The sequence below is a fragment of the Saccharothrix hoggarensis genome (genome assembly GCF_042678885.1).
In the GTDB taxonomy this organism is placed as follows: domain Bacteria; phylum Actinomycetota; class Actinomycetes; order Mycobacteriales; family Pseudonocardiaceae; genus Actinosynnema; species Actinosynnema hoggarensis.
On the sequence record NZ_JBHTLK010000172.1, the window covers coordinates 1 to 15478 of the forward strand.

Annotated in this window: 15 protein-coding genes; 5 read left to right on the forward strand and 10 right to left on the reverse strand. The window is 71.5% G+C overall.

Annotated elements, in window-relative coordinates; genetic code table 11:
• Positions 1-153 precede the first annotated feature (153 nt).
• From ACFQ3T_RS26200 to ACFQ3T_RS26220, 5 genes are all read right to left on the reverse strand, one after another.
• Positions 154-1308 carry a sensor histidine kinase gene (locus tag ACFQ3T_RS26200; RefSeq protein WP_380726924.1) on the reverse strand — a complete coding sequence of 385 codons (1155 nt, stop codon included), beginning with the start codon at positions 1306-1308 and terminating at the stop codon, positions 154-156.
• Positions 1298-1975, reverse strand: coding sequence for a response regulator transcription factor (locus ACFQ3T_RS26205; protein ID WP_380726898.1), 678 nt, complete (start codon positions 1973-1975; stop codon positions 1298-1300). The genes ACFQ3T_RS26200 and ACFQ3T_RS26205 overlap by 11 nt, the downstream gene beginning before the upstream one ends.
• Before the next feature lie 995 nt (positions 1976-2970).
• A complete protein-coding gene (dxs, locus tag ACFQ3T_RS26210) occupies positions 2971-4869 on the reverse strand; it encodes a 1-deoxy-D-xylulose-5-phosphate synthase (protein WP_380726900.1) in 1899 nt (632 codons plus the stop codon).
• A 73-nt stretch (positions 4870-4942) separates the two neighbouring features.
• Positions 4943-6172, reverse strand: a complete 1230-nt coding sequence (locus ACFQ3T_RS26215) for a class I SAM-dependent RNA methyltransferase (RefSeq protein ID WP_380726902.1) — start codon at positions 6170-6172, stop codon at positions 4943-4945.
• A complete protein-coding gene (locus ACFQ3T_RS26220) occupies positions 6169-8184 on the reverse strand; it encodes an APC family permease (protein ID WP_380726904.1) in 2016 nt (671 codons plus the stop codon). The genes ACFQ3T_RS26215 and ACFQ3T_RS26220 overlap by 4 nt, the downstream gene beginning before the upstream one ends.
• A gap of 83 nt (positions 8185-8267) precedes the next feature.
• On the opposite strand from ACFQ3T_RS26220, the gene ACFQ3T_RS26225 reads away from it, so the two are divergent.
• Entirely contained in the window at positions 8268-8930 is a 663-nt protein-coding gene (locus ACFQ3T_RS26225; protein ID WP_380726906.1) for a potassium channel family protein, read from the forward strand.
• On the forward strand, positions 8931-9587 hold the full coding sequence (locus tag ACFQ3T_RS26230; RefSeq protein ID WP_380726908.1) for a potassium channel family protein: 657 nt from the start codon (positions 8931-8933) through the stop codon (positions 9585-9587).
• Positions 9588-10082: 495 nt separating this feature from the next.
• Here the strand turns inward: ACFQ3T_RS26230 and ACFQ3T_RS26235 are convergent, their stop codons facing one another.
• Complete coding sequence (locus ACFQ3T_RS26235) at positions 10083-10889, reverse strand: DUF3159 domain-containing protein (RefSeq protein ID WP_380726910.1); 807 nt, start codon at positions 10887-10889, stop codon at positions 10083-10085.
• Complete coding sequence (locus tag ACFQ3T_RS26240; protein ID WP_380726912.1) at positions 10886-11263, reverse strand: OB-fold nucleic acid binding domain-containing protein; 378 nt, start codon at positions 11261-11263, stop codon at positions 10886-10888. The genes ACFQ3T_RS26235 and ACFQ3T_RS26240 overlap by 4 nt, the downstream gene beginning before the upstream one ends.
• Positions 11264-11368: 105 nt before the next feature.
• Between ACFQ3T_RS26240 and ACFQ3T_RS26245 the strand changes: the two genes are divergently transcribed.
• On the forward strand, positions 11369-12052 hold the full coding sequence (locus tag ACFQ3T_RS26245; protein WP_380726914.1) for an alpha/beta fold hydrolase: 684 nt from the start codon (positions 11369-11371) through the stop codon (positions 12050-12052).
• Here ACFQ3T_RS26245 and ACFQ3T_RS26250 read toward each other — a convergent pair.
• Entirely contained in the window at positions 12037-12663 is a 627-nt protein-coding gene (locus ACFQ3T_RS26250; RefSeq protein WP_380726916.1) for a DUF3710 domain-containing protein, read from the reverse strand. The genes ACFQ3T_RS26245 and ACFQ3T_RS26250 overlap by 16 nt on opposite strands.
• A gap of 5 nt (positions 12664-12668) precedes the next feature.
• Positions 12669-13136, reverse strand: a complete 468-nt coding sequence (gene dut / locus ACFQ3T_RS26255; protein ID WP_380726918.1) for a dUTP diphosphatase — start codon at positions 13134-13136, stop codon at positions 12669-12671.
• Positions 13137-13160: 24 nt separating this feature from the next.
• Here dut and ACFQ3T_RS26260 point away from each other — a divergent pair, with 24 nt between their 5' ends.
• The gene (locus ACFQ3T_RS26260; protein ID WP_380726920.1) at positions 13161-13625 is read left to right on the forward strand and encodes a DUF3093 domain-containing protein; all 465 of its coding nucleotides are present in this window, start codon (positions 13161-13163) and stop codon (positions 13623-13625) included.
• Between the two features lie 332 nt (positions 13626-13957).
• Here ACFQ3T_RS26260 and ACFQ3T_RS26265 read toward each other — a convergent pair whose 3' ends face one another.
• Positions 13958-14257, reverse strand: a complete 300-nt coding sequence (locus tag ACFQ3T_RS26265) for a DUF4193 domain-containing protein (protein ID WP_053717171.1) — start codon at positions 14255-14257, stop codon at positions 13958-13960.
• Between the two features lie 430 nt (positions 14258-14687).
• Between ACFQ3T_RS26265 and cei the strand changes: the two genes are divergently transcribed.
• On the forward strand, positions 14688-15401 hold the full coding sequence (gene cei / locus ACFQ3T_RS26270; RefSeq protein ID WP_380726922.1) for an envelope integrity protein Cei: 714 nt from the start codon (positions 14688-14690) through the stop codon (positions 15399-15401).
• Positions 15402-15478 lie beyond the last annotated feature (77 nt).

Below are 15478 nucleotides of genomic sequence, written 5' to 3' on the forward strand. Positions count from 1 at the left end.
CCGTTCCGGTCTCTCTCCGGCCCGTTCCGCGCTGGCAGAGAGAAAGTTACACCCCGGCCAACCCGGAGACAAATCGGGGGTCGGGAGGCACGTATCCGCAGGTAGTACCACGTGCGGGCGGCCTCAAACCGGATCATGTGTGATCGGGACCACTCACACGAGTTTTCCGTGGGGCGCGGACGGCAGGTGGACGGCCACCGACAGCCCTCCGCCGGCGACCGCCGTGGCGTGCACCTGACCCTCGTGAGCTGCGACAGCGGCCCTGACGATGGACAGCCCGAGCCCGGTGCCGGTGCGCGCGGTCCGGTCGGTGCCACCCCGGCGGAACGGCTCGAACAGCTCTTCCACCCGGTCCGGCGCGATGAGCGGCCCCGACGACGACACCCGCAGCAACGTCCAGTCGGGTCCGCCTTCGGTGCGCACCTCGATCCACCCACCGGGCACGTTGTGCCTGACGGCGTTCTCCAGCAGGTTCCCCGCGATCCGCTCCAACAACGCCGGGTCGCCGACGGCGGGCGCCGGGGCTTGGACGAACGACACCCGCAGCCGGCGCTCCTCGGCTTCCACCCGCACGGCGTTCCACGCGGACTCGACCACGGCGTTCAGGTCCACCGGCTCGCGCACCGCCAGGCCGAGCCCGTCCGTGCGCGCGAGGAGCAGCAGCGCGCTGACCAACTGCTCGGCCCGTTCGGTCGCGGCCCGCACCACTCCCGCCATGCGACGCAGTTCGTCGGCGTTGGCGTCCGGGTCGGCGAGCGTCACGTCCAGTTCGGTGCGGATGACGGCCAGCGGTGTGCGCAGCTCGTGGGAGGCGTTGGCGACGAACCGCCGCTGCGAGTCGAACGCCGCCTGGAGCCGGTCGAGCATCTCGTCGAACGTGTCGGCCAGTTCGGCGACCTCGTCCCGCGGGCCGTCGAGGCGCAGCCTCTCCCCCAGTGACTCGGCGGACAGACGTCGGGCCGCGTCGGTCACGTCGTGCACGGGTTGGAGGACGCGACCCGTGATGGTCCACGCGAGCAGGGCCGCCGCGGCCACCACGCAGAGGAACGCGATCGAGCCGGACCGCAGCACGTCGTCGCGGGCTTGTTCGCCGAGCAGGTCCATCAGCGCGCCGGCGTCGACCTCGCGGCCGTCGACGATGACGGTGCTGCCTTCGGCGAAGCGGGGCGAGGAGGCGATGACGCGACCGACGAGCAACCAGCCGAGCAGGAGGAGCAGGCCGCTGACGAACGCGACCAGGCCGGTCGCGAGCAGGGTGAGCCGCGTGCGCAGCCCCGGTCCGCGCCTGCGGGCCAGCTCAGAGTTCAGTGGAACCTGCCGTGGGCACGCGGTAGCCGGAACCGACGACCGTGTCGATGATGCCCGGTTCGCCGAGCTTCTTGCGCAACGTCATGACGGTGACGCGGACGGTGGTCGTGAACGGGTCGGCGTTCTCGTCCCAGACGCGTTCGAGCAGTTCCTCGCTGGAGACCACGGACCCCTTGGCGGCGAGCAGCACTTCGAGGACGCCGAACTCCTTGCGCGTCAGCTCGACGGGGTGGCCGGCGCGGCGGACCGTGCGGCGGGCCGGGTCGAGTTCGACGTCGCGGGCGGTGAGCAGGGGCGGGGTGGCCGGGGTGGCGCGGCGGGCGAGGGCGCGGACGCGGGCGACCAGCTCGGGGAAGGCGAACGGTTTGGCCAGGTAGTCGTCGGCGCCGAGGGACAGGCCGGCGACGCGGTCGTCGATGCCGGCGCTGGCGGTGAGCATCATGACCCTGGTCAGCGCGCCGGAGCTGAGGATTTCCTTGCACAGCTCGTCGCCGGACATGCCGGGCAGGTCGCGGTCGAGCACGACCACGTCGTACCGGGTCACGGTCGACTTCTCGTGGCCGGTCTCGCCGTCGTAGGCGACGTCGACCGCCATGCCTTCGCGCCGCAGGCCACGCGCGATCGCGTCGGCCAGTGGCACCTCGTCCTCGACTACCAGGATCCGCACCCCACAAAGGTGCCACAGATCCCTGAGAACCCGCTTAGCGCGATGCTGTCGATGCTGTCGATGCCGTCGGCGCGCTGTCGCAGGGGTACTCCCGGCACGGGATCCCCTCGCACACACCCAAGCACAGGGGACCGACAGAACCGGGTGCCTCGGTCCTTGGGTGTGGATGCCTCCGGGTGAACGCCGGCTGCGGAGGAAGTAGGGGCTTCCGGGTGAATCTCGGCGCGGGTGGGCGCGCGAGCGCGCCGAGTGAGGGCACGGGTCAGGCACGGCCGCCGGGCGAGGAATGCGTATGAACGCGAGCGCCGAGCGATGGACGGCGCGTGGCCGGGCGGCTGGGCGGCTTCGGGCCGATCGGGGCGGGGTTGGTGGATCGTGGAACGGTGGCCGATTAGTGGCTAGGTGGCGGTCGTCGTTGAATTGCGGTTGGCCATTGCCCGTTGGCGTTCTCTACGTGAGTCGATTTCACCATTGCCGCGCCGATGTGGACCAGCGCGCTGCCGACCAACGACGTGAACCGCCGGCCGCCTCCGGCCCGCACGTACGCCATGGTCACGGCCAGGCTCGGCAGGCGACGGCCTCCCGCCGGGTCGCACAGGGCCTCCGCCGAGAAGTGCGCCCGCCCGGCCAACCGCGATAAGGCGGACGGCTGGCGGCTTCGCGGAGTTCGCGCAGATCCGTCGCGAACGTCAACAGCAGGTTGTCGACCCCTTCTAGAACACGTTCTTTCGTGGCATCACGTTCACCCCCCGATCGCCATTGTTCAGAGGTTGCCGTTCAACGTCCGGAAACTCTCCGTGAACAAGGTGATCCGCGGGGCACTGGAGTCGTTGAGCGCGGCCGCGTCGGCGTTCGGTCGTGGGAGGAGCTCGACCAGGCGAATGCGGGGACGTCGGACAACGACGCGGTGACAATCTACGCCACGACGGAGTCTGGGTCTGCTGACACGCGTCGGCCGGGGTGCCCGTCGCCGGACGGGCGCCCCGGCCGCGGGCTCACTCCTGGACGGACGCGCCGACCCGGGCGGGCTCGGCCGCCACGACCCACTCGGTGATGCGCCGGGCCACGTCCTGCGCGGTCAGGCCGATGTCGGCCAGCACCTCGCCGCGCTCGCCGTGCTCCTGGAACTCCTGCGGGATGCCCAGGTCGCGCAGCGGCACGTCGACGGACGCGTCGCGCAGCGCGGCGGCGAGCGCCCAGCCGAAGCCGCCGTGCCTGCCGCCGTCCTCGACGGTCACCACGAGCCGGTGCCGGCGGGCCAGTTCGACCAGGTCGCCGGACACGGGGAACACCCAGCGCGGGTCGACGACGGTCACGCCGATGCCCTGGTCGGCGAGCCGCTGGGCGGCGGCCAGGCCGAGCGAACCGAACGCGCCGACGGTCACGAGCAGCACGTCGTCGCCGGAGCGCTGGAGGACGTCGACCGTGCCGATCCGCTCGACGGCGGGCAGGTCGGGGCCGACGGACGCCTTCGGGTAGCGGATGACGGACGGCGCGTCGGCGATCCGGACCGCCTCGCGCAGCTCCTCGCGCAGCGTGGCGGCGTCACGGGGCGCGGCGACGTGGATGCCGGGGATCAGGCCGCAGATGGACAGGTCCCACATGCCGTGGTGGGACGCGCCGTCGGGGCCGGTGATGCCCGCGCGGTCGAGGACGACGGTGACGCCCTGCTTGTGCATGGCGACGTCCATCAGGAGCTGGTCGAACGCCCGGTTGAGGAACGTCGCGTAGATCGCCACCACGGGGTGCATGCCGCCCATGGCGAGGCCCGCGGCGGACGTCATGGCGTGCTGCTCGGCGATGCCGACGTCGAAGCAGCGGTCCGGGTACAGGCCGGCGAACTTGTCGAGGCCTGTCGGGCCGCGCATGGCGGCGGTGATGGCGACCAGGTCGGGCCGCTCGCCGCCGAGCGTCGCCAGCTCGTCCGCGAACACGTGGGTCCACGTGCGCTTGGACGGGCCGATGTTCTCGCCGGTGATGGGGTCGATGACGCCGGTGGCGTGCATCTGGTCGGCCTCGTGGTTCTCGGCGGGCGCGAAGCCGTTGCCCTTGCGGGTGACGGTGTGCACGATGACCGGCCCGCCGAACGACTTGGCGCGGCGCAGCGCCGACTCGAGGACCGCGTGGTCGTGGCCGTCGACCGGGCCGATGTACTTGAGGCCGAGGTCTTCGAACATGGCCTGCGGGCTGAGCGCGTCCTTGATGCCGCGCTTGGCCGCGTGCAGGGCCGCGTAGACGGGCTTGCCGACGATCGGGGTGCCCTGGAGGGCGTTCTTGCCGCGTTCGAGGGCGCGCTCGTAGCCGGGCTGCAGGCGCAGTGACGACAGGTGGTCGGCCAGGCCGCCGATGGTGGGCGAGTAGGAGCGGCCGTTGTCGTTGACCACGATCACCACGGGCCGGTCGGAGCCGGCGGCGATGTTGTTCAGCGCCTCCCAGCACATGCCGCCGGTGAGGGCGCCGTCGCCGACGACCGCGACGACGTGCCGCCGCTGGCCGCCGAGCTGGTAGGCCTTGGCGAGGCCGTCGGCGTAGGAGAGGGCGGTCGAGGCGTGGCTGTTCTCCTCGACGTCGTGCTCGCTCTCCGACCGGGACGGGTAACCGGACAGGCCGCCCTTCTGGCGGAGCGTGTCGAACCCGGCGCGCCGGCCGGTGAGGATCTTGTGCACGTAGCTCTGGTGCCCGGTGTCGAACACGATCGAGTCGTGCGGCGAGTCGAAGACCCGGTGCACCGCCATCGTCAGCTCGACCACGCCGAGGTTGGGCCCCAGGTGCCCGCCGGTCCGGGAGACCTTGTCGACCAGGAACCGGCGGATCTCCTCCGCGAGCCGCACCAGCTCATCGGCACCCAGACGTTTCAGCTCCGCCGGTCCGTGCACGGATTCCAGCAGCGTCACCGCTCCACCTCGCCCTGTGGTTCGACTCCCCGATTCGTCCGGTCAGTCTACGGACCACGGACTGAGACACCGCTCAGCGAGCGGGCCTCAGCAGGGCGATGCACTCGACGTGGTGGGTCATGGGGAACGCGTCGAACGCCCTGAGCTGGGCCAACTCGTAGCCGTGGTGGGCGAAGGCGGCGATGTCGCGGGCCAGGGCGGCCGGGTCGCACGCGACGTAAACCACACGTGCGGGGCGGCTGCGGGCGATGGCGGTGACCACCACCCGGCCCGCGCCCTTGCGGGGCGGGTCCAGCACGACGACGTCCGGCGGCAGGTCGGTGAAGTCGGGCGTCTCCAGGACCGCCTCGGTGCGGCCCGCGTACCAGCTGACCTGCGGTTGGTCGGACAGGTTGCGCTTGCCGTCCTCAACCGCGCCGTACGACGACTCGACCACGGCCACGGAACCGGTCTCGCCGACCTGCTCGGCCAGCAAGGACGCGAACAGGCCGACGCCGCCGTACAGGTCCCAGGCGCGGTCACCGGGTTGGCAGTCGGCCCAGTCGCGGACGACCGCGGCGAACGTGTCGGCGGCCGCCGGGTGGACCTGCCAGAAGCCGTCGGCGCGGACGTTCCACGCCCGGCCCGCGGCGAGTTCGGTGGCCGTGCCGCTGCCGCCGATGAGCCGGGACGGGCCGGGCACGGGACGGCCGCGGCGCACGACGGGCGGGCCGACCTCGGTCAGGTGGACCTGCCCGCCCGCGTCACGGGTGACGACGAGCTCGGACTTCGGCGGCCACGTGCGGTCGACCACGCCGTCCAGCGCGCCGGGCACGGCGATGACGCAGTCGTCCACGGCGATGACGTCGTGGCTGCGGTGGGCGCGGAACCCGGCGCGGCCGTCGCGGCCGACGGCCATCCGCATCCGGGTGCGCCAGTCCTCGGGCCCGCCGGGCAGGTCCTCGACGATGACCTCCCAGTCGAGCTTGGCGAGCCGGTGCAGCTGCTCGCTGACCACGGCGGCCTTCAGCTCGCGCTGGGCCTGCCACGACGCGTGCTGCCAGTCGCAGCCGCCGCACAGGCCCGGTCCCGCGTACCGGCACGGCGCCTCGACGCGATCCGGCGACGCCTCCAGGACCTCGACGGCGTCGCCTCGGCAGAACGAGCCGCCGGTGTCCTCGGTGACGCGGACGAGGACCCGTTCACCGGGCAGGGCGTGCCGGACGAACACGACGCGGCCCTCGTGGCGGGCGACGCAGTGCCCGCCGTGGGCGACCGGGCCGACCTCGACCTCGATCAGCCGTTGCTTCCACGTCGCCGTCACCTGCGGTTCCCCTGATCGTCCTGGCCACGCTTGTCCAAGCCGCGCCGGATGGCCCCCGGCGCGACGACGTCGTCCTTGTCCGTCACCTTCGAGGATGACGCCAACTGCCACGGCACGCTCGTCACCATCACGCCGGGCTGGAACAGCAGCCTGCCCTTGAGCCGCAGGGCGCTCTGGTTGTGCAGGAACTGCTCCCACCAGTGACCGACCACGTACTCCGGGATGAACACCGTCACCACGTCGCGCGGGTTGTCCGTGCGGACCCGCTTGACGTAGTCCAGGACCGGCTTGGTGATCTCCCGGTAGGGCGATTCGATCACCTTCAGCGGCACCTTGAAGTTCTCCTTCTCCCACGCCTGCACGAGGCGGCGCGTGTCGATGTCGTCCACGTTGACCGTGACGGCCTCAAGGATGTCCGGTCGCGTCGCCTTGGCGTACGCCAGGGCCCGCAACGTGGGCATGTGGAGCTTGGAGACGAGCACCATGGCGTGGTTGCGGGCGGGCAGGAGCTTCTGCCGCTCCTGCTGGCGCAGCTCCTCGGCGACCCGGTCGTAGTGCCGGCGGATGGCGGTCATGAGGGCGTAGATGGCGCCCATCGCGGCGATGGCGATCCACGCGCCGTTGGTGAACTTCGTGATCAGCACGACCACGAGCACCGACGACGTCATGACCAGGCCGAACGTGTTGATCGCCTGCGAGCGGCGCATGCGGCGGCGGGCGGCCGGGTCGGTCTCGGTCGCCAGCAGCCGGTTCCAGTGCCGGACCATGCCGGTCTGGCTCATCGTGAACGACACGAACACGCCCACGATGTACAGCTGGATGAGCTTGGTGACCTCGGCGTCGAACGCGATGACCAGGATGATCGCCGCGCCGGCGAGGAACACGATGCCGTTGCTGAACGCCAGCCGGTCGCCGCGGGTGTGCAGCTGGCGGGGCAGGTAGCGGTCCTGGGCGAGGATCGAGCCGAGCACCGGGAAGCCGTTGAACGCGGTGTTCGCCGCCAGGACGAGGATCAGCGCGGTGACGCCGGTGATGAAGAAGAAGCCGACCGGGAAGCCCTCGAACACGGCGCCCGCGATCTGCGCCACCATCGTCTTCTGCTCGTAGCCCTCCGGCGCGTTGACCAGCTGGTGGTCCGGGTCCTCGGCCATCCGCACGCCGGTGAGCTGGGCCAGCACGATCAGGCCCATCAGCATCACGACCGCGATCAGGCCCATCAGCAGCAACGTCGTCGCGGCGTTGCGCGATTTCGGCTTGCGGAACGCCGGCACGCCGTTGCTGATCGCCTCGACGCCCGTCAGCGCCGCGCAGCCGGAGGAGAACGCGCGGAGCACGAGGAACATGAACGCCAGGCCCATCAGGTGGTCGTCCTCGGCGCGCAGTTCCAGGCCCGCGCTCTCGGCGCGCATGACGTCGCCCGCGACGAACCCCCGGTACAGGCCGTAGCCGATCATCAGCGTGATGCCGACCATGAACGCGTAGGTCGGGATCGCGAACGCGCTGCCCGACTCGCGGATGCCGCGCAGGTTGACCGCCGTGAGGATGATGATCGCGGCGACCGCGAACTCGACCTTGTGCGTGGCGACGAACGGGATGGCCGAGCCGATGTTGGCGGCGGCCGAGGCGATGGAGACGGCGACGGTGAGGATGTAGTCCACGAGCAGCGCGCTCGCGACCGTGAGGCCCGCTCTGCGACCCAGGTTGACCGTGGCGACCTCGTAGTCGCCGCCACCGGACGGGTAGGCGTGCACGTTCTGCCGGTAGCTCGCCACCACCGTGAGCATCACGACGACGACCACCACGCCGACCCACGGGGCCATCGCGTAGGCCGAGAGGCCCGCCACCGACAGGACGAGGAAGATCTCCTCGGGGGCGTAGGCGACGCTCGACATCGCGTCCGAGGCGAACACCGGCAGGGCGATGCGCTTGGGGAGCAGGGTGTGGGCTAGGCGATCGCTGCGGAAGGGCCTGCCGACCAGCAGGCGCTTGGCCGCTGTTGCGAGCTTGGACACGGGTCGAAAGCGTAAGGGGTCCGCGTCCCCTGGTCGGAGTAATCGTGGGTAGGTTCTCCGTAAGCGTCGTTCAGGAGGCTTTCGTGCACGTGGTGATCATGGGTTGTGGCCGGGTGGGCTCGTCCCTGGCCAGGGCCTTGGAGCGCCTGGACCACCAGGTCGCGGTGATCGACAAGGACGCGCAGTCCTTCCGCCGGCTCGGCTCCGACTTCCACGGCCAGCAGGTCGTGGGCAACGGGTTCGACCAGCGGGTGCTGATCGAGGCGGGCATCGAGAGAGCGGGCGCGTTCGCGGCCGTGTCCAGCGGCGACAACTCCAACATCATCTCGGCGCGGGTGGCGCGGGAGACGTTCGGGGTGGAGGCCGTGGTCGCCCGGATCTACGACGAGAAGCGCGCCGCCGTGTACGAGCGGCTGGGCATCCCGACCGTGGCGACCGTGCCGTGGTCCACCGACCGGTTCCTGCGGATGCTGCTGCCGGAGGGCACCGCGACCGCGTGGCGCGACCCGTCCGGCACCGTGGCCGTGCTGCCGCTGGAGCTGCACGAGGACTGGGTGGGCCGGACCGTGCGCGACCTGCAGGAGGCCACCGGCTGCCGGGTGGCGTTCGTGATGCGGTTCGGCACGGGTGTGCTGCCCGACTCGAAGACCGTGCTGCAGGCCGACGACCAGGTGTACGTGGCGGCCCTGTCCGGCACCGTGACCGATGTGGCCGCGGCTGCGGCTCACGCGCCCGAGGAGAGCTGAGTGCGTATCGCGATTGCTGGTGCGGGCGCGGTGGGCCGGTCCATCGCGGCCGAGTTGGTGTCCGACGGGCACCAGGTGATGCTGATCGAGCGCGACCGGACGCAGTTCGAACCGCACACCGTGGAGCAGGCCGAGTGGGTGCAGGCCGACGCGTGCGAGCTGTCGTCCCTGGAAGACGCCGGGATGCAGCTGTGCGACGTGGTCATCGCCGCCACCGGTGACGACAAGGTCAACCTGGTGGTGTCGCTGCTGGCGAAGACCGAGTTCGCGGTGCGGCGCGTGGTGGCGCGGGTGAACGACCCGGCGAACGAGTGGCTGTTCACCGAGTCGTGGGGGGTGGACGTGGCCGTGTCGACGCCGCGCATCCTGTCGGCGCTGGTGGAGGAGGCCGTGACGGTCGGCGACGTGGTGCGGCTGATGACGTTGCGGCAGGGTCAGGCGAACCTCGTGGAAATCACTCTTCCGGGTGACACTCCGTTGGCTGGTTCGCCGGTGAACGGGCTGGCGCTGCCGCGGGACGCGGCGCTGGTGACGATCCTGCGCGGGGGCAGGGTCATCGTGCCGACGCCCGAGGACACGCTGGAAGGCGGCGACGAGCTGCTGTTCGTGGCCGCTGCGGACGTGGAACGCGAGATTCGTTCGGCACTGGGGTACTGAGGCGGAGGTCGCTGGGACTCCGGGAACTCCGGGAACGCCCGCAAGTCCGGGAACGCCGGAAGTCCGGGAACGCCGGGACTTGTCGGAACTCCCGGATTGTCGTACCCCTGCGGGAGAATGAAAGCAGGGGTCCCCTTGGCGGGGACCCCTGCGTAGCGTTCTGGGGCGGTTGACCCGTGACGCGCGGTTGACCCGTGATGCCCGGTTGACCCGTGATGCCCGGTTGACCCGTGATGCCCGGTTGACCCGTGATGCCGGTAGGCCCGTGACGCCCGGTAGGCCGATGACCTTGACGGGCCGGTTGCCGGTGGCTTTGAGCAGGCCGTATAGCCCTGTCGCCAGGTGTTCGGCAGATGACCCGTGGACGACCGGTGGTGCCCGTTAGCCCGTGGCGCCTGGTCGGCCGGTGGCCCTGGGTGGGCGATGCCGGTGCCGGTGAGCCCGTTGCCCGAGGCGGCTGGTGGCGCCGGATCGGGAGGTGGGGGCGGCCGGTGGTTAGCGGTCCTCCGCCGGAGTCGGTTGCGGGCGGTGGGTGGGGTTGTGGTCCAGCATCTGCTGGTACGTGTTCGGCTTGCCCTCGGCCTGCGCGCGGAGGCGTTCCTCCGCCGCGCGGTTCTCCTCCTCCTGGAGGGCGAGGGCGGCCTTGAGGCGCTTGTCCGAACGGCGCACCGCCCACACGGTGACGACCAGCGCCACCGCCATCAACGGGTAGCCCATCGCCAGCCTCGCGGCGGCCAGCCAGCCGACCGACGCCTCGTCGTACAGCCACCGCTGCACCACGAACCGCGATCCGAACACCAGCGCCCACACGAGCGTCGCGATGTCGTAGTCCCGGACGCTCGCCTTGTCCTGCCGCCACGCCTGGCCCTGACCGTTGAGGAACGACCAGATCACGCCCGCCAGCGGCCACCTGACCAGGATCGACGCGAGGAACACGCCGCCGTAGACGAGGCTCTGCCAGATGCCGAACAGGAAGAAGCCCTTGGCGTCACCCGTCCGGTAGGCGATGAACGCGGCGATGCCGACGCCGAACACCGCCGACACGGCGGGCTGCACGGAGCCCTTGCGCATCGCCAGCACGATGCCGATGACGACCGCCGCCGACAGGGCGCTCCAGATCGCGGGCATCAGCCCGGCGAACGCGTTCACCAGGACGAACACCACGACGGGCAACGAGGAGAACAGCAGGCCGCTGACGCCGCCCATCTGCTCGAGCAACGTCGGCTGCTTCTCGGGTTGGTTGTCGTCGGACCGGTTCTCGGACTGCTCGGGACGGCTCTGCGGCCCGTTCACTGATGTCATGAAGCGTTCTGCAACTCGTAGTAGGGGTTGTAGAGCACCTTGCGACCGTCCCGGACGGCGATCCGGCCCTTGGCCTTGATGGTGCGGCCCGGCTCGATGCCCGCGATGCGGCGACGGCCCAGCCAGACCAGCGTGACGCCCTCGGTGCCGTCGTACAACTCCGCCTCCAGCGTGGCGGCGGCGTCACGGGGGCACAGCTCGACGCTGCGCAACCTCCCCAACACCGTCACCTCCTGGCCGGACTCGCAGTCGCACGCGCGGATGGCACCGACGGCCTGGGCTTTTCGGGACAGGTCGTCGGCGTCCAACTCGTTGACGTCGGTGGTAAGCCGACGCACGAGGCGGCGCCAGTAGCCACCCCCAGTACCAGTCATCCCCGACTCCTGGAATGCGCGGGGCCTCGACAGCGAAGCCCGTCCAACAGCCAGCGTAACCGGGTACACCCGACCGGGTATCCGACTGGGGGAGGATCTGACGCCATGAGTTCTTCACGCGTCGTTCTGCTGCCGGGCACCGCGTCCGACGAGGTGTTCGTCGCGTCGGTGTTCGCAGGCCCGCTGGACGAGGCCGGGTTCTCCCTGGTCGCACCCCCGTCGCGGGGCGTGCGGGAGCACTTCGAGGCGTTGGACGCGGCCTGGGGCGGCACGCCGGTCGTCGTGGGCGGGGTGTCGCTGGGCGCGCACGTGGCCGCGACGTGGGCGGTACGGCATCCCGAGCGGTGCGCGGGCGTGCTGGTCACGCTGCCCGCGTGGAACGGCCCGGCGGACGGCGCGCCGGCGGCTCTGGCGACCTCGGCGAGCGCCTCGGTGGTGGAGTCGGCGGGCGTCGAAACGGCCCTGACCGGCGTCGACGGGTGGCTGGGCGCGGAACTGCGGCGGGCGTGGCCGCGGTACGGGTCACGGCTGGCGGCGGCGCTGCGGGAGGCCGCCGGGACGGCCTCGCCGACGTTGGCCGAGCTGGGCGGGCTGACGGCGCCGGTGGGTGTCGCCGCGTGGACCGACGACCCCGTGCACCCGTTCGAAGTCGCCCGGAAGTGGGTCGAGGCGATTCCTCGTGCCGCTCTGCGCACGACGACCGTGGCGGCGGTGGGCGCGGACCGGGAAGCCCTGGGCCGCGCCGCGCTCGCCGCGTTCCTCGACGCGTCGGCTCAGCCGGGCTGCTGAGCCTGGATGTGCCGGGCGATCGCCTCGGGCAGCTCGATCGGCAACGGCGTCCGCACCGGCATCGCCTGCTCGCCGCGCACCACGATCGTGTCGCGCATCAGCGCGTACAGGGCCTGGGTCGCCCGGAGGCCCTGCTCCTCCGTGGGCGCCGCCGCGATGCCGCGCAGCATCCACCGCGGGCCGTCGACGCCGACCACGCGCAGGTGCACCTCGTTGTTGCGGGCCGCGATCTCCTCGCCCCAGTCGCCGTTCTCGCGGAGGATGCGGAACCCGTCGTTCTTGAACTGGGCGATCATCTCGCCGCAGACCTCCGGCCACAGCCGGTCCGACTTCGGCGCCGCGAACGCGCTCACGGTGAGCTGGCCGACGGTCGTGAGCAGGTGCACGGCGCGCACCGCGCCCGCCGGGTCCATCTCGACCTGGAGCTGCGCGCCCTCGGGCACGGGCAGCCGGATCGAGCCGAGGTCGAGCCGGTTCAGTCCGTCGTCCGGGGCCTGCGGCTCGTCGAACGGGCCGTCCTCGGCGGGCTCCACCCCGTCGAACTCGACCTCGGGTTGCGCCGTCCCCCGGTTCGCGGAGTGCCTACCGCGCTTGCGGCGCTTTCCGAACATCGCCTTCACCCCTCCGTCCGGGCGAGCACGTCGTGCCCGCCTGTAGAGCCGTAGCCGCCCGCGCCCCGCGCGGAGTCGGGCAGCTCGTCGACTTCGCGGAACACCGCGTGCTCCACCTTCTGCACCACCAGCTGGGCGATCCGGTCACCTCGGGTCAGCACGACGGCGTCACGCAGGTCGTGGTTCACCAGGCACACCTTGATCTCGCCCCGGTAGCCCGCGTCGATCGTGCCCGGCGTGTTGACCACGCTCAGGCCGACGCGCGCGGCGAGCCCCGACCGCGGGTGCACGAACCCCGCGTAGCCCTCGGGCAGCGCTATCGCGATGCCCGTGCCGACCACGGCGCGCTCACCCGGTTCGATCACCACGTCGGTGGTCGTCACCAGGTCGGCGCCCGCATCACCCGGTCGGGCGTACGTGGGGAGTGGGACTGCGGGATCGAGCCGGGACAACAGGACCTCGACGCTGGGCACGGCGCGCGAGACTACCCTGGTGACGTGAGCGAGAGTGCTGTGACCGCCCCGATCGTGTTCCGCGAGCGGCTGTACGTGCCCTGGTGGGGCTGGCCGTTGCCGCTGGCCGCGGCCGCGCTGCTGGCCGCCGAGATCCACATGGGGTTCCCCGGTGTGCGGTCGTGGCTGCCGTACGTCATCACGGTGCCGCTGGCGCTGCTGCTGATCGTCCGGATGGGTTCGACGAAGGTCGAGGTGTCGGGCGGCGAGCTGCGGGTGGGCGCGGCGCACGTGCCGCTGGACCTGCTCGGCGAGGTCGAGGTGTTCGACGCGAAGGCGAAGCGGAAGGCGATGGGGCCGAACCTGGACCCGCTGGCGTTCGTCACGCACCGCGGGTGGGTCGGGCCGATGGTGCGGGTCGAGCTGAAGGACCCGGCGGACCCGACGCCGTACTGGCTGTTCAGCGTGCGGTCGGCGGAGGAGCTGGCGGCGCTGCTGCGCGATCGGTGAACTCCCTGCCGGGCCCGCGTCGACACGTCAACGGGGACTGGGCGCCACCCCGGCGGTGGGGTGAGCGCCCAGATCTGGTCGTAGGTGCGTGCGGACGTGCGGTAGTGCGGGTCCAGCGGTCGTGCGGGTCGTGCGGGTCGTGCGGTGGTGCGGGTGGTGCGGGGTCTAGCGGACGTGCGGGCCGAGCGGTCGAGCGAGGCAGAGCGGACGTGCGGTTGGAGCGGACGTGCGAGGTCGAGCGGTCGAGCGAGGCGGAGCGGACGTGCGGTTGGAGCGGACGTGCGAGGTCGAGCGGTCGAGCGGGATCGTGCCGGTCGTGCCCGGAGGCGCCCTCAGGCGCAGTCGCGGCAGATGTACTGGCCGTTGACTTCCTCGGCCAGCCTGCTGCGGTGGTGCACCAGGAAGCACTTCGAGCACGTGAACTCGTCCGCCTGCTTCGGCAGGACCTTGAACGTCAGCTCCTCACCGGACAGGTCGGCGCCCGGCAGCTCGAAGTTCTCGGCGGTCGCGTCCTCGTCGATGTCGACGACCCCGGACTGCGTTTCGTTGCGCCGCGCCTTCAGCTCCTCGAGGGAGTCCTCAGCGAGTTCGTCCGCCTCGCTGCGACGCGGTGCGTCGTAGTCGGTCGCCATACTTCTTTCACCCCTGCGGTCAACGGAGACTGTTCGTGTCGCTGGTTAACGCACCAGCACCCTCGTTTGTGCCCTCCGTCCCCAGTGACGGAGGTCTCGCTCGTGCTGCCGGGCGCCAACCCCCTGTTCGTCGACGCTTCCAGGTGTCCGGCGGTGCGCGGAGCGCCGAGAGGGTAGCTCATTGATCGGAGGGCCGTGCAGCGGGTTCCCCCTAATTGAGCAGACGGGTGACAGGCCCTTCGCACGCTGGCCCGATAGGCTTTGGGTGGGCGTCTCCCGCCCGGTGTTCCCGTCCCGAGATGCCCGACGAGGGTGTTGACGTTCCGCCACCGGGTGATTGCGCCCCGCTACGCCGGACCCGAGACGCGGAACAACGGGACGCGGCATAGCCTGATCACTGACAACACTGGCCCAGGGGAGGTCGACGGACGTGGGACCCGGTTCGGGGAACGGCGGGTCGACGCGGTACCGGAAGCGTCGGCCGCTGCCGGCGCTCGTCCTCTTCCTGGTGCTCGCCGTGACCGCGGTGGTGGTGTGGAACCGCGTGCTGTCCGACGCGGGCGACGTGGACGCGGCGATCAAGTGCAACCCGCCCGGCGGGGTGCCCTCGCCCGTGTCCGGCGCGCCGGCACCGGCGGAGCAGCCGCCGGCGCTCGGCACGGTGCTGGAGCACGACGCGCTGGACCGGACCGACCCGGTGCCGGCGGGCGACGTGCAGTTCCGGGTGTTCAACGCGAGCACGCAGCGCAACCAGGCCCGGTTCGTCGCGACGACGTTGGCCGAGCTGGGCATGAAGCAGGCGGCGGAGCCGGGCAACGACCCGGTGTACCCCGCGCAGGACATGGCGTGCCGAGGGCAGATCCGGTTCGGCGCGCCCGGCGCGGGCGCGGCGCGGACGTTGAGCCTGATCGAGCCGTGCCTGGAGCTGGTGCGCGACGAGCGGCAGGACGCGACGGTCGACGTGGCGATCGGGCAGAAGTTCAGCGAGGTGAAGCCGAACAGCGACGCCCGCAAGGTGCTCGACCAGCTGGCGGCGTGGGCGGAGCAGCAGCCCGACCAGCAGGGAGGCCAGGCGGCCGACGGCTCGGTCGCGCCGTCGCTGAACGCGGACCACCTGGTCGGCGCCCGCGACGTCCACTGCTGACCGGCCACACCGCACCCGACCCGGGCGCAGCCGCGCCGGACCCGGTCGCGCGCCGGAACCAGCGACGCCCGGACCTC